Below are 18,608 nucleotides of genomic sequence, written 5' to 3'. Positions count from 1 at the left end.
CGAGCATCACGGGCAATGCCAGCCGTTGCCAGACCCCGTTGCCTTCTGGGAGTGCCGTGATGAACGTTTATGAAAGTGCATCCAGCGTCGCAAGCAAAGCCAGCTATCCGGAAGAGGCGTGGCAGAGCTTCCGAGCACTCGATCATCGCGTTTCGGAGGTGTTTGCTGCCGTCGAGGCGTGGAAGGGGTGGCAGGTCATCCGTGATCCGCGGACACCGCCATCTACCATCCTTGCCTTCGTCAGGGAGCTTTATCGCTCGGTTTGCTGGTATCAACCGCATACTACCGAAGCAGCGTTCCATATGATCGGGCGCTTTCCGAAGGGAGAGGTTCGACTGATGCAGTCGCTGGCATGCCACAAGGCCGAAGAAGCCGAGCACGGATTATGGGCGCGCGAGGACATGGCCAAGCTGGGCGCCAAGGATCTGACCGCGACTTCCCCGACGACCTTTGCCGTCGCGGCAGTATGGTGGCGAATGGCCGAGCACGAGGAGCCGCTTGGCTATCTCGGCGCGGAATATCTCTATGAGCAACTGACCGCGCTCGCGACCAAGGCCGCATTGCCGATCATCGAGAGCCGAAACTTGCCGCGCGACGAGCTCAGGTTCGTGATCGAGCACGCGACCGAGGACGCCAAACACGCGACGTTTCTGAAGCACCTCATTCTCGATACCGTCACCCGGTATCCGGGCAGTGAAACAGCGATGACGCGCTGTTTCGACTATTTCCGTTGCGTCTGGCCGCTGCCAGTTTGGGAGGAGGCGCTCGAAAGAGCCGTCGCAGCCGGCGGCTAGATGTCTCTTGTCCCGTGCAACCTCGAACGTTCGGCCCGCTGGCCGGGCCTGTCAATTCTGGCCGGTCACTCCAGCGTTCGAGTCGCCAGCACTGACGAAGAACTCGGATGCATCGGGAGACTGCGCTACCAGCGCTTCGTGGTCGAACAAGCCCAACCCTATGCGGTGGCGGGAGCCGACCGAACGCTGCTTGATCCCATTGATCCGGTGTCGCTCAATCTCTTTATCGGCAATGGCGCGACGATATCGGTGGCCTTGCGGATGTCGTGGTCTGTCGACGTCGTTGCGAGCGACTATCTCTCGCTTCTGCGCGGCAGTCTCCCCGCAGATATCGCTTGCGGCAAAACCATCATCTGCAGCCGACTCATCGTTGCGTCGAGCGAACGGGCGGATCTGGCCAATCTGGTCGTGATCTTGCGACGCGCCTACGAGATCGGCGTCCTGTCGGGTTGCACGCATTCGGTGCTGTCGACCCTCCCGCACCGTGTGCCGCTGTTTGAGCGCATTGGATATTGCAGGTCCGGTACTAAGCTGGATGACCCGGTCGCGGGCCCGCAGGATGTTCTGATCCTGGACCTGGCCGATATCGCCCACATGAGGTCGGTCGGGTCGCCACTGGTCGCGTCGAGACGTCGGTTGAAGCGCGCTCCGCTTGTGACGGCACCTTGACGCGGTGAACCATCACTCGGGACACGCCACATGTATTGCTCGTCATACCCCAGATGGGGGCTGAAGCCGGCGGGTAAACCCGGCAAACGTAAGTGCGCATTGGGCGATTGTGATCGTCGTCCTTATCGCTGAGGCAGAGGGGGATTTCATGCGAGCCGAGTATATTGAGGATTTGGGTGTCGATCCGGAAACGTTGAGCAGTTCGCAGGTTCTGGCCCATCTTGCGAACCGGGTCGATGACACCTTCGCGGAAATCAAGGAATCGGCTCCGTGGCGTCTCGTTGCGGACGATTCCACGCCGGTCGCAACGATCATCGCGATACTGAAGGAGATCTATCTCGAGATAGTCATGTATCAGCCCGACTCGCTCGCGGCTGCGCTCTGGGCGATCGGACAGATGCCGAGATCTATGCCGATTCCTTGGGTCGAGGAGATGTTGCATCATCAGTCCGAGGAGTTCGACCATAACGAAATGGCCCTTCGTGACTACAAGGGCTTCGGCGGGAATGAGGAGTTTGCCAGATCGCGTCGCATGAGCCCGTCTTCGTTCGCGATCGCCGGCGTGTGGAATTACATTGCGCTGAAGCGTGACCCGTTCGTCTATTTGGGCGCCGTTTATCTTTTTGACGCCTTGACTCCGTTGGTGACAGAGGAAGTGAGGCATATCCTTCATCGCAGGGGATTGTCCCCGAAGGGGCTTGAGTTCATCGATCATCACGCCACGGCTGACATCGAGCATGCGCAACAGATCGGCCAGCTCATTCGCGATGTCGCCGAGCGGTATCCGGAATCGCGCGCGTCGATTTGCTACGGCTTCGAGTATTTCCATCACGTCTATCCGATGCCCGCCTGGAACATGGCCTATCGGCGCGCCATTGCTCAACGGTCGATGGCGGTCGCGGCGGAGTGATCTCGGGCGCGCGGTGTCTGCTGCCGGATGCCTCGGGGACGATGTCTTTTTTACATCGAAGTCTGTGGGGAGCAAATCTTGAAGGGGGCCGATGAAAGGGAAGAATTAGCGAGGCGCTGGCCAAAGCAGGCACTGCCTCGAGCAGGGCAAGTGAGCGTGGCGAAAAGCGCCGCCGAACTCGAGGCTATCGGTCGGCTTCGTTATGATCTTTACGTCGAGCGCGATCAGAAGGCGTATGCCCATGCGGACCACGTGCGTCGATGCCTTCTTGAGCCTGTCGATGACGTCAGCTTGAATTTTCAAGTCAAGCAGGATGATCGCCTGTTGGCGGCAGTGCGGGTCACATGGGCACCAGATGCGCTGCTAGATCTCCATTTGAGGCCTCTGGTCGAGGGGGCACGAATCGCGTGTCTTTCGACGGCGGTGGTAAATTCCCGCTTTGTGGTGCGGCCCGAGCTTCGCGCGCGTGCAGTGATCGTACCGCTCTTCTGTGAAGTCTACAGAACTGGAATGCTCGCCGGAGCAACCTGTTGTGTCATCGGGACGCGGAGCGACCTCGTTGGAATCTTCGAGCGGTTCGGCTTTAGGGAGACGGGATTCCATATTCGCGATCCGATTGCCGGCCGGATTCATAACCTCAATCTCAATCCGTATGATCTAGCGCATCTCAAAAAAGTCGCTTCGCCACTGCTCACCTACGCAGAGAAGCTCGTTTGCCAATCCCGCACTCACACCAAGTTGGTGACAGCATGACGATCTCAGCTCAACCCATCAATGGGTATTCCCTCGATGCGCAGGCGACGTTCGAGGAGTTGGACCGTCGGGTGAATGAAGTCTTCGCCAATGTAAAAGCCTGGCGTGGCTGGCGCATGATTTCCGATCCCTCGACGCCTGCCGAGCACATACTCGCGCTGGTTCGTGAGATATTCAGGTCAGTGTGTTGGTATCAGTCGCATACTACGGAAGCCGGCTTTCACATGTTTGGGCGGCTCCCCAAGAACGAAGTCAAATTGATGCAGATGCTCTCGGCGCACAAGGCGGAAGAAGCGGAGCACGGCCTTTGGGCCCTTGAAGATCATGGCAAGCTCGGCGGTCATCAGGAGGATGCAGTCGTTGCCGCAGCGTCACCAGCAACGTTTGCGGTTGCCGCAGTTTGGTGGCGAATGGCTCGGGTCGAAAGCCCATTCGGCTACCTCGGTGCGGAGTACTTGTTCGAGCAACTTACGGCGTTGGTCACGCAGGCAGCTCTTCCAGTCATTGAGGCGCGAAAGCTCCCTCGCGAAGGGCTGCGTTTCCTCATTGAGCACGCGACTGAAGACGCCAGGCATGCGACGTTCTTGAGGCATCTGATCCTCGACGTCGCGACGCGGTATCCGGAGAGCTCCGCGGCAATGTTTCGATGTTTTGACTATTTCAATGCCGTCTATCCGCTTCCCGTTTGGGACGAGGCGTATCGCCGGGCAACCGTCGAAAAGTGAGTCCCGATGCCTCCTGTCCAGTAGAGAAGAATTTCAAGGATCGTGTTGTCGTGCAGAGAGAATTTGTCGAAGACCTCGGTGTCGACCCGGAGAAGCCCAGCAGCTCGCAGTTGTTGGATGGCAGTCGCGGCGGAGTGATCTCCATGACGGGTGCGCCGAGGGCCGGACGCTTCGAGATTCGCGAGGCATCGGACGATGATGCACGGCTGGAGGTCTATCGCTTCAGATATCGCGTCTATGTCGAGCAAATGCAGCGCCGGCAGAAATACGCGGACCACGTGCGCAAAACGGTCATAGAGCCGCTCGACGCGAGCGGGACCATTTATGCGACCCATCTGGACGGAAGGATCATCGGAACGATCAGAGGAAACCGTTTTTCCGATCCCCACACGGATTACTATCGAACTCTATATGGGGTCGACGATCGCTTCGACTATGCCGCTAGCGAAATGTCGCTGACGACGAAATTGATGTTCGAGCCGGAGCTTCAGAAGTCGATTCATCCCATCAAGCTCATCCTGCATTACGCAAGACACTTTCACTACGGCAATGGATGCAAGATCGATTTCCTCGACTGCAACAAGCCTTTGATCCAGTTCTTCTGTCGGTTCGGTTACCTCGATTATCGCGGCTGGGTTTTTCACCGGGAATACGGCTCGGTTCGACCGTTGTGCTGCCCGGCCGACCAGATTTCCCGGTTCAAGGCGGTTGGCAGTCCGCTGGAGCCCATTGCCCGCCAGTTCTATGGCGACAACGAGTTCGGCGGTGCCCGTTTGGCGGCGGCTCTCGAGCGTGGAGCTATCGCGTCGGTGACCGGGACTAAGCCATTCGCCGACACCGGCAATACAGCGGAAGCGCTGGATGCCTGAGTTTCACGCAGGTTCTTCAGCGAGGCGCGCTTGCGTCATCTATGCATCGACTTCAGGTTCTACGCGGTCCGTGGCGCATCTCATCGCAGGGTGTTCCGCGATCGAAGTCGATCTGGTCGACCTCGCGGAATGGGATGACTGGGCGCCTCGCATCTACGGCAAGCGATACAGCCTGGCGTTTCTGGGAACGCCCACCTACGGCCAGGGCAATTGGCACTACCTTTGGGACAAGCATTCCCATGAGGTGGCAACCGCTATCAGCCGAAGCCGACAGATCGCACTCTTCGCGCTCGGCGACGCCAGGGGCCACAAGCGCAGCTTCGCGGGTGGCTTGAGCCCGCTCAACCGGTTCTTCCGCCAATCTGGTTTTCCCATCTGCGGAAAGACGACGCCGGAACGCTTCACGTTTGAAAGTTCACCAGCGCTCGCGGCTGGCCACTTCCCGGGATTCGTCATCGACTTCAAGCGGGAGCATCGGCATGCGGAGTCTTTGGTTCGAATCTGGATGACGAATGTGGCGGATGAAGCCGGGAAATGCACCGCGGTCGTCGAGCGGAACGCCCGGTGCAGCCGGAATGACTTTCACACCTGAATCGATGCCCGATGGGCCGAGGCCGGCCGCTTTCATGTCGGTCGTCGGCCTATTGAGGGGAGGCCTCTCATGGAATCTCATCCAGACTCGTCGGCGATGGCATCGAGCTTGACCGGAAGTATTGCCGAGTTTCGGGAGCTCGAAGGCCACGACCTGCTTCGGCGAACCGGAGCGTACCTTGCCTGGGTCAGTGGGCGCGCCAAGAAGCAGCTTTGGCCCTACTTCAGAGCGACTCGTGCGCAGCCCGGACCCGAGTGCGAGATCATGGGGACCAACGGGATTAATCGGCGAGAGACCGTCAACTTTGCGTCCCAGGACTATCTCGCGCTCTCCAATCATCCGGGCATCCGAGCAGCCGCTCATGCTGCGATCAACGAGTATGGTGTGCACAGCGCCGGATCGGCGGCGTTGATGGGGCGTACTGAGGCCGCGGTGCGGCTCGAAAAGGCGCTTTGCGAGTTTCTCGAATATGATCGAGTCCTGCTATTTCCGACCGGCTGGGCAGCGGGTTTCGGGGTGCTCCGTGCGCTCGTGAGGCCGAGTGATCATGTCGTTCTCGATGGATTGTCGCACGCGTGTCTTCAGGAGGGGGCGCATTGCTCGACTCCGAATGTTCATGTTTTTGGCCATCTCAAAACGGAGAGCCTCAAGCGAATTCTGCACAAGATCAGGAGCAGGGATGCCAATGGTGGAATCTTGGTCGTTACTGAAAGTCTGTTTTCGATGAATTCCGACACGCCGGACATCGGCGCTGTTCAGCGATTGTGTCGCGAATTCCGCGCCACGCTGATGGTCGACTGTGCGCACGATCTCGGTTGTCTGGGACCCGGCGGAGGAGGACATCTGGCGGCGCAGCGGCTCATGGGCGAGATAGACATCGTGATGGGCAGCTTCTCCAAGACGTTTGCGTCAAATGGCGGCTTCGTTGCAACAAACAGTGAAAGCACGTTCGAATATCTCAAGGTCTTCGCCGGACCTCACATCTTCTCGAATGCCCTTTCCCCGGTTCAATGTGCCGTGGTCCACGAGGCGCTGGAGATTATTCGATCTCCGGAAGGACAAAAGCGCCGCCGGGCCCTTCTCGACCGGATTGTCCTATTGCGCTCGATCCTATCGGCCGCTGATTTGAAGTGTTTGGGAGCACCGTCGCCGATCGTACCGGTCGTCGTCGGGGACGAAGCCCAGGCGCGTCTGACCGCGCGGCATCTGGGCGAGCGCGGACTTGCGGCCAATCTCGTGGAGTATCCCGCGGTTGCCAGGGGCGCGGCGCGCTTCCGCCTGCAGGTGATGGCGGACCACACCGCCGAACATTGCAGATTTGCCCAGTCGGTTCTTGCAGAAGCTCTTATTCAGGCGAGACGAGCGTTCGCGGCTGGGCCGGCGCCGTCTGAGAAGCAAAGATCGGACTTCGCTATGGCCAGCTGGTCGGAGGACCAGTCTCGCCGTCAATCGTGACCGGCAGGCTCCGTGCTTGCGCAGCGCGGCCCGAAGGCCTGTTTGCCCGGCTCCCGGTGGACGAGGGTGCGTCTGCTCCGGCTAGCGGCCGTCGACAAAGCACTTGCCACGGCCCCCGTGCCAAACATACGATTTCGATTGGTTGGTTTGGCGCGATTTGGCAGCGTCCGGACGATTTTGATACTTTGTCGATTGGGCGGGGCTGCTTGAACCTTACTTCTGAGTGTTTTGAGCATGCAATCGAGGCGATCTATCAATCCGCATCGGAGCCTGTACACTGGCCGCAGGCGTTGCAGGCCCTTGCCGATTGCTTTGGCGATCGCGGCGCCACGATGGTCTACAGCAAGGACGATGGCAGCTTCAGTGCCCTGGGCTCCGATTCCATGCAGGCGCTCTGCGAGGAATATCGGCAGAACTGGGGACTCCGTGATATCCGCGCTATTCGCTCACGAGAGCGAGGCTACTTTTTCAGCGGCGACGCGGTCACCGATCGGCACCTCGTGTCGCCGGCAGAGGTCGAGACAGATCCACTCTACGTTGGCTTGCTCGCAAAGTACGGTCTGAAATATTTCGCCGCAGCAATGGTATCGCCCGATCCCCGCGTGGAGGTGGGCGTCGTTGTGCAGCGTGAAGCCGGCAAGCCGGAATTCACCGACGAAGAGCTGGCGTTGCTGACCAGATTCGGTCCCCATATCGAGCGCTCGCTTCGCCTGAGCATCCGCCTTATGGATGCAGAGCTTGGCAGGGTGGAGCTTGGTACGGCCCTTGAACGCGTAGGCATCGGGGTTTTTATCCTCGATTCGCTGGCGCGCGTGTTGTTCTCGAATCCCGCTGCCCAGGCGAGGTTGGGCGATGGTCTCAATCTCGCCGGCGACAAGCTGGTCGTGGGGGCTTCGCCGATCAGCCTGCAGGGGCCGGGGAGATTGGCTAGCCTCGCGGATTATTGGAGAGACGATTGGTTGGCGAAGCACCGGCCGATACTAGTCCATCGCAAGTGTTCAATTCGCCCGCTGACGCTCTATGTTCTCCCGATCCCGGCCGGACAATGTGCGGTCACGAACTTTCTGACCCAGGCCCGGGCCATCGTGCTTCTGATTGATCCCGACAATGATCGTCCGACCGAGCCTGCCTTGATCAGGGATGTTTTGGGCCTGACCATGGGGGAGGCCCGGGTGGCCTCGCTGGTCGGTGCGGGCCTTTCGCCCCGTGAAGCGGCTGAACGGCTAGGTATTGCTGAGGAAACGGCGCGGACGATCCTGAAGCGGGTGTTTTCCAAGGTCGGGGTTTCCAGGCAAAGCGAACTGGCCGTGCTGCTGACGAGGTTCATCCTGAAATAGCCGGAGGCGGCTCGATTGGCCCGTCCCACCCACGGGCTAGCCGGGCCGCCGGGGAGCCCGGCCCGGGCCGAAACATGGTTCATCCGTACGATTCCCGAGGACAATGAAAAGGCCGGCTTTTGCCGGCCTTTTTGCTGCTTTGTTTCCTTGCTGCGGTGCAGGGACGTCGTTTGTTCATCTTTCCTTCAGCCAAAAAAGCGCTTCTGTTAAGAGAGCTTAGACCGGTGGTCCCGACACGGGGGGCGGCCGGAGACCACGGACCTGACATGCTTGACCTCGCAATCGTAGGCGGCGGCCCCGGCGGGCTGATGAGCGCCTGGTATTTGAAGCGCAAACTCGGCGATCTCTGCCGCATCACCATCTATGAGGCGTCCGACCGGCTCGGCGGCAAGATCGTCACGCGGAAGTTCGATTCGGCGCCTGCGATGTACGAGGCGGGCGTTGCCGAGATCTACGATTACTCGATGACCGGACCGGATCCATTGCGGGAACTGATCCAGCATTTCGGGCTTCAGACCATTCCCATGGACGCCGAGCAGGTCCAGTTCGGCGGCGAGCTCCTGAACGACGTACCCGGCGTGCGCCGCAAATACGGCGCCAAGACCGCGGCTGCCATCGAAGCGTTCCGCAAGCGCTGCTCCGACATGATGTCGCCGATCGAATATTACGAAGGCGTCGGCGCGCACGACAACGAGCATCCCTGGGCCTACAAGACGGCCGAGCAGGTGCTCGACGAGGAGGTCGATGACGCGACCGCCAAGCGATTCTTCAAGGTGATGGCGCGCTCCGACATCGCGACGGAGAGCCACAACACCAACGGGCTCAATGCGCTCAAGAACTACCTGATGGATGTCGATGGCTATATCGGCCTCTACTCGATCCAGAACGGCAACGAGCAGCTCGTCGAGTGTCTCCAGTCGGAGGTCAACGCCGACATCCAGCTCAATCATCGCGTGCTCGCCGTCGGCAAGGCGCCGACGGGGCGCTACCAGCTCAAGATGATGAACGGCAAGGGGCCGGAGACGCGCGACTTCGACCTCGTGCTGGTCTGCCTGCCGCATTCCTGGCTCGCCACGCTTGGCTGGGAAGGCGAGCAGCTCCGCAAGTCGATGGTCAAGCACGTCTCCTATTTCGACCGTCCCGCGCATTACCTGCGCGTCTCGATCCTGTTCGACGCCCCGTTCTGGGGCGACAAGATCCCCGGCGCCTGGTTCATGTCGGAAGCCTTCGGCGGTTGCTGCGTCTACAACGAGGGCGCCCGCCACGACGTCGGCAAGCACGGCGTGTTGAACTGGCTCATTCCGGGCTCTGATGCGCTGGCCTTCGCCAATCTCTCCGACCAGGAGCTGATCGATGCCGCGCTGAAATCGCTGCCCGCCTCGCTCGGCGATGCGCGTGCGCATTTCATGGAGGGCAAGATCCACCGCTGGCTGTCTTCGGTGAACGCGTTGCCGGGCGGCTTGCCCGTGCGCGATGTCATGACCAATCACCGGCCCGAGCCGAAGGAGCATCCCGGCATCGTCGTGGTCGGCGACTATCTGTTCGATTCGACGCTGAACGGTCTGCTCGACTCCTCGGACGCTGCGACCGACATCATCCTGACCGAGATGATGCGCCTGCGTCGCGCGCGCAGCCAGAGCGAGACACCGCTGTCCGACAAGATCGACCGCGACTATTTCGACAACTATCGCGGTCAGGGTCCCTATGGCGAAGCGTGGCGCCAGTTCACCGACCCCGACTATCTGATGAAACTCATCGGCATCGTCTGGGGCAAGGCGAAGGGTGCCAAGCTGTTGGTGGCGGGCTCTGCCAGCGGCGAGCTCGTCGGCGCGCTGCGCGAGCGCGGGATCGACGCCTTCGGCATCGAGAACAACCGCACCATCCATGCCAGGACGCCGAAGGCGCTCAAGAAATACAACAAGCTCGGTTCGATCGCTGACATGCCGTTCAAGGACGGCGCGTTCGATTTCGTATTCGAGACCAGCCTTTGCCACCTCTCCGAGAAGCAGGTCGTCCGCGCGATCCGCGAATTGAACCGCGTGGTCAAGACGGGCCTGGTGTTCGGCTCGATCACCTCCGACATGGCGCCTGGCCTGATTGATCGCTACGACCTCCTGCGCGGGGTCAAGAAGCTCGGCACCTGGTGGGAATGGTCGGAATTGTTCTTCGGCAACGGGTTCGACCTGTCGATGCACCGCAACGACTGCACCGATGCGCTGTGGGCGGCGACGCTCGCCGCCAACAAGGGGCCGGGGCAGTGGTACGCCGACGCCGACAGCTTGCGCTATTCCTTCTTCGACAAGGTCGAGGACGACGAATAGCTGCCTCGCGAATTCGCCAATTGCTTTGCCGAATTGATCCTGATCGCATAGAATCGGTGCAATAGCGGTTCTCCGCTGTTTTCCTGATTTTCTGCGGTCATGCCGGCCGTCAGCATCGGTTGGTTTCATGGCATCCAGGCCTCTCTCGCCCGACAAACAGAAGCTCGCCGCGGAAGAAGCGACCGAGCTTGAGGACAAGCTCGCATCCGCCGTCAAGCCGGACCTGGAAGACGATGAGGATGACGAGGAGGAGGACGACGAGCTTCCGGAGCTCGATGACGACGATGAGGACGAGGACCTCGTTGTCTTCACGGCGCGCGAAGCCGCCGGCGCGCTCGCAACCATCCTGGGCTTCGTCAAGCCCTACCTCTCCAACTACAAGCGGATCCTGGCCTTCGTATCGTTCGGCGTGCTGATCGAGACGCTCTTCAACGTCATCATGCCGCTCAGCCTGAAGTTCCTGATCGACGACGCGCTCGGCGAGGAGGACTTTCAGGCTCTCTACAAGATCCTCGGCGTGCTCGCGGTCGCCGGCATCTTCACCTCGATCGTCGCAGTCTGGTACGAGCGCTGGGACGCGCGGCTGGCAGCCTGCATCATCTCCGACGTGCGCAAGCGGCTGTTCGAGCACGTGCAGAGCCTGCCGGCGGCCTATTTCGGTCGCACCAAGCGCGGCGAGATCCTGTCACGCTTCTCCGTCGATCTCTCGGCCTTCGAAGGCTCGGTCAAGACATTTGTCAACAGCGCTGCACTGCCGTTCATGGAGCTGATAGCCGGCATCATCCTGTTGCTGTTCCTGAACTGGCAGCTCGCCGTGGTCGCGCTGCTGGTGTTTCCGATCACGCTGATCGGACCGCGCATCCTCACGCCGAAGGCGGTGCAGGCAAATTACGAGCAGAAGCTCAACGAAAGCGGGCTGCTCGGCATGGTGCAGGAGAACGTGGCGGCGCAGGCCGTGATCAAGGCGTTCAGCCTGCAGCGCAAGATGTTCGGCTTCTTCGCCTTCCGCAACGACGAGACCCGCAACAGGATCGCGTCAGCCGCATTCCTGTCGACCATGGTGGAGCGGACGGTCACGATCTCGGTCCTGCTCCTGCACCTCGTGGTGCTCGCGATCGGTGCGTATCTTGCGACCAAGGGGCAGATCACCATCGGCACCTTCGTCACCTTCGAGAGCGCGTTCTGGGAGGTCTCCTACAACATCGCCCATGTGATGCACTTCATCCCGGTGTCGATCTCCTCGGCCGCTGCCGTGCGCCATATCCAGGAGCTGCTGGACGAACCGACGCGCGGCGCCGATCGTCCCGGCGCGCCGGATCTGCCGCGCATCACCAACGATATCACTTTCGACCATGTCACCTTCCAGTACGAAGGCAGCCAGACGCCGGTGCTGGACAATCTCAGCCTCAAGCTCAAGGTCGGCAAGAGCATCGCGATCGTCGGGCCCAGCGGCTCCGGCAAGAGCACGCTGCTCAATCTGGTCCTGCGCCTCTACGTTCCCGACGAAGGTCGCGTCACCATCGACGGCGTCGATGTGCGGAAAGTGACGCTGGATTCGCTGCGCCGGAGCATGGCCGTGGTGTTCCAGGAGAACATGCTGTTCAACATGTCGATCCGCGAGAACATCCGGCTCGGCAAGGAGGGCGCCACCGACGAGGAGGTGGCGGAGGCCGCCAAGAAGGCCGAGATCCACCGCTATATCATGAGCCTGCCGCAGAAATACGACACGCCGGTCGGCGAACGCGGCGATACGCTGTCGGGCGGCCAGCGCCAGCGCCTCGCGATCGCACGCGCCATCATACGCAATCCATCGGTGCTGCTGCTCGACGAGGCGACCTCGGCGCTCGACCAGACGACTGAGGCTGCGATCAACCGCACGCTGCTCAAGGTCGCCAAGGGCCGCACCATGATCTGGTCGACCCACCGTCTGACCTCTGTCGTCGAGATGGACGAGATCATCGTGATTTCAGGCGGCCGCGCCATCGAGCGCGGCTCGCATGCCGAGCTGCTCGCCAAGAACGGTACCTATCGCAAGCTGTGGGACGACCAGATCCACCAGCCGCATGGCGGCGCGGCTCAGGTCGATGACGACGACAGCGACGACGATGATGATGAAGACGAGGACGACGAGGAGGATGACGACGAGGAGTGACCGAGGATGTTCGGCTCGAGGTGGACCAGTCGCGCCGCCCGGCGGACCGCACCTTGGGCAAACCAGGCCACGAAGCGCGCCCAGCGCTGCGCTCTCCAGTAGGGGCTCGTTGCGAGCGACACTTCACGGAAGTCGAATGCCTTGGCGGCCGACCAGGCATCGCAGGCCCGCTTGATCGGGTCGTCGTAGAAGGCAGCGATCTTGTCCTCGTCCATGCCCTCGGTCGCAAGCCAGGCCGGGATGTGCACTCCGCAGAGCCGTTCAACGTCGGTGAACACCTTGTCGCTGCCGGTGCCGGCGACAGGGCAGGAGGTCGCGAAGGCGTCGCCGATCAACACGATGCCGGCCTGGCGGCAGGCCCGATGCACATAAAGATCGACGGGACGAATCTTGATCTCGCTCGCGATATCGAAGGCGCCGGTGATGCGCGAGAGGCGCGGCAGGGCGGCGTTCAGGGTCGCGACCGGTGCCCGCCGCAGATCGCGCAGCCAAGGATCGTCGAAGGCGCGGTAGACGAACAGGTTTGCCCGCATCCGCGTGCCGATCGGAAACAGCGTGATGTAGGGGATGCGGTCGCCGGGCCGCTCGGAGAAATACGTCATCGCGGGAAAATCAAATGCGGTTCGCCCGAGCGGCACGACGTCGAATCCGACCGAGATTGAATGGCAGGCGCTGATGATCTCGCGTTCGATGCCGAGCTGGTGGCGCAGGCCGACGTTCAATCCATTGGCGAGCACGACGAGGCGGGCGGAGACGACTTCGTTATTGGAAAGCGTGATCTTCTGCCGGTCAGGGCTCGTCGCGATCGATAGCGCCTTGGCGCAGACCCGCTCGACCGTGTCGGGGATTTCCGCGCGGATCGCGTTGACGAAGGCCTCGTAGCGGAAGCCGAACTGCTGGCTCGGCGCCTTGTCGAGCAGGTGGCCGAATCGCGCGATCCAGTTCTCGCCGCAAAATGTCGTACGGCGCAGCACTGATTCTGCGATTCCGGTCCGCCGGAAGCGCTCGAGTTGGACGTCACCGCTGATTTTCTCGACCCGGAAGTCCGGCGGATACTCGGTGTGGGGGTCGATGAAGATGGTCTGGACGCCGGCGCGACCCAGCATTGCGGCGGCGGCGGAGCCGGCCATACCCCCGCCGATGATCGCAATATCGGTATACAGCATGGGTATTTCTCCGCCCGGCGCGGCACCCTGCCGCAGGAACAGGAAAGAAAACCTTAGCGCGCGCCATAAAAGTATATTGTATCCGGGTACAAATAGGGTCTGGGGCTAGCGGATCGCGGCGCGGGAACCTACATCACGGAGGCGGCGAGGGCGCCGAACGAGCCAATTCTTTAAGCGCGAGAAGCTCTTCGCTTGCTGTGTTTCACCTTGACTCAGGTGATTCCCACTTATAGAAAGCGCGTCACTTAACGACAGGCGGTGAGCATCGCCAACGTCGGAACGGGCCACCCGCGTGATCCCATTGGGATCGTAAAGTGGGCACCAACCTCGACGAATGCCGCTCAAACGCTGTCGATCATAGCTAGGCAATGCCAGTGCGATTTTAGTTCTCTAGAGCTCGTTCTCTTGAGATCAAACTCGGATGCATGACCTCGGTACGCGGCCGTCGGCTTTATGCTGATCGGTTCAAAGACTGCGGTCCTCTGTGGCGTCGAAGCGCTTTCCGCTCGTTGATGGAGCGGTTGGCGCGATTTCGCTTTGTGCGGATCGTTCCGTGCTAAGCGGCCCCATCGGGCGGGTAGTCCGGAAGAAGAATTTGCGGGCCTGAAAGGGACCGCGGCAGAAAAAGGGTGAAGGCCAGGATGCCGACGATCAACCAGCTGATCGCACAACCGCGTGAAGTGCAGAAGTCGCGCAAGAAGGTGCCGGCGCTGCAGCAGTCGCCGCAGAAGCGCGGCGTGTGCACGCGCGTCTACACCACGACGCCGAAGAAGCCGAACTCGGCGCTTCGTAAGGTCGCCAAGGTGCGTCTGACCAATGGTTTCGAGGTGATCGGCTACATCCCTGGTGAGGGCCATAACCTCCAGGAGCACTCGGTGGTCATGATCCGCGGCGGCCGCGTCAAGGACTTGCCCGGCGTGCGCTACCACATCCTCCGCGGCGTGCTGGATACCCAGGGCGTCAAGAACCGTAAGCAGCGTCGTTCGAAATACGGCGCGAAGCGTCCGAAGTAAGCGGGAACCTCTTCCATGTCTCGTCGCCACTCAGCGGAAAAGCGCGAAGTTCTGCCGGATCCCAAGTTCGGGAACATCGTGATCACGAAGTTCATGAACTCGGTGATGTACGCCGGCAAGAAGTCGGTCGCCGAAGGCATCGTCTACGGTGCGCTCGGCATCATCGAAACCAAGACCAAGCAGAACCCGCTCGGCGTGTTCGAGCAGGCGCTTGAGAACGTGATGCCCACGATCGAAGTGCGCTCCCGCCGCGTCGGCGGTGCGACCTATCAGGTTCCGGTTGAGGTCCGCTCGACCCGCCGGCAGGCGCTGGGCATCCGCTGGCTGATCGCCGCGGCCCGCGAGCGCAACGAGAAGACGATGACCGAGCGGCTCTCGGCGGAGCTCTTGGACGCATCGAATAACCGGGGGAACGCCGTCAAGAAGCGTGAAGACGTGCACCGGATGGCCGAAGCCAACCGTGCCTTCTCGCATTATCGCTGGTAACGGCGACACCTAACGGACTCGCAAGGAACGACCCATGCCCCGCCAACATGCCATCGAGGACTACCGTAACTTCGGTATCATGGCGCATATCGACGCCGGCAAGACCACGACGACCGAGCGCATCCTCTATTACACCGGCAAGAGCCACAAGATCGGCGAAGTGCACGAAGGTGCCGCGACGATGGACTGGATGGAGCAGGAGCAGGAGCGTGGCATCACGATCACCTCGGCTGCGACCACGGCGTTCTGGGCCGGCAAGCGTCTGAACATCATCGACACGCCCGGCCACGTCGACTTTACCATCGAGGTCGAGCGTTCGCTTCGCGTGCTCGACGGCGCCGTCTGCGTGCTCGACTCGAACCAGGGCGTCGAGCCCCAGACCGAGACGGTCTGGCGCCAGGGCGACAAGTACAAGGTTCCGCGCATCGTCTTCGCCAACAAGATGGACAAGATCGGCGCGGACTTCTTCAAGTGTCTGTCCGACATCGTCGACCGCCTCGGCGCCAAGCCCGTTGCGATCCAGCTTCCGATCGGTGCCGAGAACAACTTCAAGGGTCTCGTCGACCTCGTGAAGATGAAGGGCGTCGTCTGGAACGATGAAGCGCTCGGCGCGAAGTTCGACTATGTCGACATTCCGGAAGACCTCGTCGACCAGGCCAAGGAATACCGCGAGAAGATGGTGGAAGCCGCCGTCGAGCTCGACGACGATGCCATGGCCGCCTATCTCGATGGCAAGGAGCCGGACGAAGCGACGCTGAAGCGGCTGATCCGCAAGGCCGTGCTCACCGGCGCTTTCTATCCCGTGCTGTGCGGCTCGGCGTTCAAGAACAAGGGCGTGCAGCCGCTGCTCGACGCCGTCGTCGACTATTTGCCGTCGCCGCTCGACGTGCCCGCGATCAAGGGCACCGACGACAAGGGCAACGAAGTCGTGCGCAAGGCGGACGACAAGGAGCCGCTCGCGCTGCTCGCGTTCAAGATCATGGACGACCCGTTCGTCGGCACCATCACCTTCTGCCGCATCTATTCGGGCATTCTGTCGTCGGGCACCGGCGTCGTGAACTCGACCCGCGAGAAGAAGGAGCGCATCGGGCGCATGCTGCTGATGCATGCGAACAACCGCGAGGACATCAAGGAAGCCTATGCCGGCGACATCGTCGCGCTGGCCGGCCTGAAGGAAGCGCGCACCGGTGACACACTGTGCGATCCCGACAAGCAGGTGATTCTGGAAAAGATGGAATTCCCCGAGCCGGTCATCGAGATCGCGATCGAGCCGAAGTCCAAGGCCGACCAGGAGAAGCTGGGCGTGGCGCTGGCCAAGCTCGCCGCGGAGGATCCGTCCTTCCGCGTGTCGACCGACCACGAGTCCGGCCAGACCATCCTCAAGGGCATGGGCGAGCTCCATCTCGACATCAAGGTCGACATCCTCAAGCGCACCTACAAGGTCGATGCCAACATCGGCGCGCCGCAGGTGGCATTCCGTGAGCGCATCACCAGGAAGGTGGAGCACAGCTACACTCACAAGAAGCAGACCGGCGGTACCGGCCAGTTCGCGGCCGTGTCGTTCATCGTCGAGCCTAACGAAGCCGGCAAGGGCTTCGAGTTCGAATCGAAGATCGTCGGCGGCGCGGTGCCGAAGGAATACATCCCCGGCGTCGAGAAGGGCCTCGAGAGCGTGCTCTCCTCCGGCGTGGTCGCGGGCTTCCCCGTGGTCGACGTCAAGGTGCAGCTCGTCGACGGTAAGTACCACGACGTCGACTCGTCGGCGCTCGCCTTCGAAATCGCTTCGCGCGCCTGCTTCCGTGAAGCGCTGCAGATGGGCAAGTCCGTCCTGCTCGAGCCGATCATGAAGGTCGAGGTGGTGACCCCGGAAGACTATACCGGCTCGGTCATCGGCGACCTGAACTCCCGGCGCGGTCAGATCCAGGGTCAAGACATGCGCGGCAACGCCAACGTCATCAACGCGATGGTGCCGCTCATGAACATGTTCGGTTACGTGAATAACCTGCGCTCGATGAGCCAGGGTCGCGCGACCTTCACCATGCAGTTCGACCACTACGCAGAAGCGCCGGCCAACGTGTCGGCAGAAGTCCAGAAGAAGTTTGCCTGATTGTCGTCGGTCTCGAGCTGACGATTGAACGGAGAGTCAAATGGCCAAAGCAAAGTTTGAACGTAACAAGCCCCACTGCAACATCGGCACCATCGGTCACGTCGACCATGGCAAGACGTCGCTGACCGCGGCGATCACCAAGATCCTCGCTGAAACCGGTGGTGCGACGTTCACGGCGTACGACCAGATCGACAAGGCGCCGGAAGAGAAGGCGCGCGGCATCACCATCTCGACCGCGCACGTCGAGTACGAGACCAAGAACCGCCACTACGCGCACGTCGACTGCCCCGGCCACGCCGACTACGTGAAGAACATGATCACCGGCGCTGCCCAGATGGACGGCGCGATCCTGGTCGTGTCGGCCGCTGACGGCCCGATGCCGCAGACCCGCGAGCACATCCTGCTCGCCCGCCAGGTCGGCGTGCCCGCGCTCGTCGTGTTCCTCAACAAGTGCGATATGGTCGACGATCCGGAGCTGCTCGAGCTCGTCGAGCTCGAAGTCCGCGAGCTGCTCTCGAAGTATGAATTCCCCGGCGACAAGATCCCGATCGTCAAGGGCTCGGCGCTGGCCGCTCTCGAAGACTCCGACAAGAAGCTCGGCCACGAGGCCATCCTCGAGCTGATGCGCAACGTCGACGAGTACATCCCGCAGCCGGAGCGTCCGATCGACCAGCCGTTCCTGATGCCGGTGGAAGACGTGTTCTCGATCTCGGGTCGCGGCACCGTGGTGACCGGCCGTGTCGAGCGCGGCATCGTCAAGGTCGGCGACGAAATCGAGATCGTCGGTCTGCGTGCGACCACCAAGACCACCGTCACCGGCGTCGAAATGTTCCGCAAGCTGCTCGACCAGGGCCAGGCCGGCGACAACATCGGCGCGCTGCTCCGCGGCACCAAGCGCGAGGAAGTCGAGCGCGGCCAGGTGCTCTGCAAGCCCGGTTCGGTCAAGCCGCACACCAAGTTCAAGGCTGAGGCCTACATCCTCACCAAGGACGAGGGCGGTCGCCACACCCCGTTCTTCACCAACTACCGTCCGCAGTTCTACTTCCGCACCACCGACGTGACCGGTGTCGTGCACCTGCCGGAAGGCACCGAGATGGTGATGCCGGGCGACAACATCGCGATGGAAGTGCACCTGATCGTGCCGATCGCGATGGAAGAGAAGCTCCGCTTCGCGATCCGCGAAGGCGGCCGTACCGTCGGCGCCGGCGTCGTCGCCTCGATCATCGAATAATTACGCGAATAGGGAATGGCGAATGGCG

16 protein-coding genes are annotated in these 18,608 nt (G+C 61.4%); 15 read left to right on the top strand and 1 reads right to left on the bottom strand.

The window, feature by feature from the left end:
- The first annotated feature begins 59 nt into the window (after window positions 1-59).
- From SO180_RS02710 to SO180_RS02660, 11 genes are all read left to right on the top strand, one after another.
- Window positions 60-794 (top strand): iron-containing redox enzyme family protein, encoded by a 735-nt coding sequence (locus tag SO180_RS02710; RefSeq protein WP_449377284.1) that lies wholly within the window; start codon window positions 60-62, stop codon window positions 792-794.
- Window positions 795-1,463 (top strand): hypothetical protein, encoded by a 669-nt coding sequence (locus SO180_RS02705; protein ID WP_449377283.1) that lies wholly within the window; start codon window positions 795-797, stop codon window positions 1,461-1,463. It begins immediately after the preceding gene.
- Window positions 1,464-1,572: 109 nt separating this feature from the next.
- Window positions 1,573-2,373 (top strand): iron-containing redox enzyme family protein, encoded by an 801-nt coding sequence (locus SO180_RS02700; RefSeq protein WP_449377282.1) that lies wholly within the window; start codon window positions 1,573-1,575, stop codon window positions 2,371-2,373.
- A gap of 78 nt (window positions 2,374-2,451) precedes the next feature.
- The gene (locus SO180_RS02695; RefSeq protein WP_449377281.1) at window positions 2,452-3,126 is read left to right on the top strand and encodes an N-acyl amino acid synthase FeeM domain-containing protein; all 675 of its coding nucleotides are present in this window, start codon (window positions 2,452-2,454) and stop codon (window positions 3,124-3,126) included.
- The gene (locus SO180_RS02690) at window positions 3,123-3,851 is read left to right on the top strand and encodes an iron-containing redox enzyme family protein (RefSeq protein WP_449377280.1); all 729 of its coding nucleotides are present in this window, start codon (window positions 3,123-3,125) and stop codon (window positions 3,849-3,851) included. Before SO180_RS02695 ends, SO180_RS02690 begins: the two co-directional genes overlap by 4 nt.
- Window positions 3,852-3,901: 50 nt before the next feature.
- Window positions 3,902-4,720, top strand: a complete 819-nt coding sequence (locus SO180_RS02685; RefSeq protein ID WP_449377279.1) for a hypothetical protein — start codon at window positions 3,902-3,904, stop codon at window positions 4,718-4,720.
- Complete coding sequence (locus SO180_RS02680; protein WP_449377278.1) at window positions 4,713-5,312, top strand: flavodoxin domain-containing protein; 600 nt, start codon at window positions 4,713-4,715, stop codon at window positions 5,310-5,312. The genes SO180_RS02685 and SO180_RS02680 overlap by 8 nt, the downstream gene beginning before the upstream one ends.
- Before the next feature lie 264 nt (window positions 5,313-5,576).
- Window positions 5,577-6,767 (top strand): aminotransferase class I/II-fold pyridoxal phosphate-dependent enzyme, encoded by a 1,191-nt coding sequence (locus SO180_RS02675; protein ID WP_449377277.1) that lies wholly within the window; start codon window positions 5,577-5,579, stop codon window positions 6,765-6,767.
- A 206-nt stretch (window positions 6,768-6,973) separates the two neighbouring features.
- Complete coding sequence (locus SO180_RS02670; protein ID WP_449377276.1) at window positions 6,974-8,104, top strand: helix-turn-helix transcriptional regulator; 1,131 nt, start codon at window positions 6,974-6,976, stop codon at window positions 8,102-8,104.
- A gap of 266 nt (window positions 8,105-8,370) precedes the next feature.
- Window positions 8,371-10,425: an FAD-dependent oxidoreductase gene (locus SO180_RS02665; RefSeq protein WP_449377275.1), complete on the top strand. Its 2,055-nt coding sequence runs from the start codon at window positions 8,371-8,373 to the stop codon at window positions 10,423-10,425.
- 127 nt (window positions 10,426-10,552) lie between these two features.
- Window positions 10,553-12,577: an ABC transporter ATP-binding protein gene (locus SO180_RS02660; protein WP_449377274.1), complete on the top strand. Its 2,025-nt coding sequence runs from the start codon at window positions 10,553-10,555 to the stop codon at window positions 12,575-12,577.
- Here the strand turns inward: SO180_RS02660 and SO180_RS02655 are convergent.
- The gene (locus SO180_RS02655) at window positions 12,502-13,743 is read right to left on the bottom strand and encodes an FAD-dependent monooxygenase (protein ID WP_449377273.1); all 1,242 of its coding nucleotides are present in this window, start codon (window positions 13,741-13,743) and stop codon (window positions 12,502-12,504) included. The genes SO180_RS02660 and SO180_RS02655 overlap by 76 nt on opposite strands.
- Before the next feature lie 641 nt (window positions 13,744-14,384).
- Here SO180_RS02655 and rpsL point away from each other — a divergent pair.
- Genes rpsL through tuf form a run of 4 tightly spaced genes read left to right on the top strand, consistent with a single transcriptional unit; the run spans window position 14,385 to window position 18,580 of the window.
- On the top strand, window positions 14,385-14,756 hold the full coding sequence (gene rpsL, locus SO180_RS02650; RefSeq protein WP_007603006.1) for a 30S ribosomal protein S12: 372 nt from the start codon (window positions 14,385-14,387) through the stop codon (window positions 14,754-14,756).
- Window positions 14,757-14,771: 15 nt separating this feature from the next.
- A complete protein-coding gene (rpsG, locus tag SO180_RS02645) occupies window positions 14,772-15,242 on the top strand; it encodes a 30S ribosomal protein S7 (protein ID WP_063701818.1) in 471 nt (156 codons plus the stop codon).
- Window positions 15,243-15,276: 34 nt separating this feature from the next.
- Complete coding sequence (fusA, locus tag SO180_RS02640; RefSeq protein WP_449377272.1) at window positions 15,277-17,349, top strand: elongation factor G; 2,073 nt, start codon at window positions 15,277-15,279, stop codon at window positions 17,347-17,349.
- A gap of 40 nt (window positions 17,350-17,389) precedes the next feature.
- Entirely contained in the window at window positions 17,390-18,580 is a 1,191-nt protein-coding gene (gene tuf / locus SO180_RS02635) for an elongation factor Tu (RefSeq protein WP_449377271.1), read from the top strand.
- The last annotated feature ends 28 nt before the right edge of the window (window positions 18,581-18,608 follow it).

Source organism: Bradyrhizobium sp. UFLA05-112 (assembly GCF_053572325.1).
Note: the sequence above shows the minus strand (reverse complement) of the source record. Positions and strands in the feature narration are given on the sequence as shown.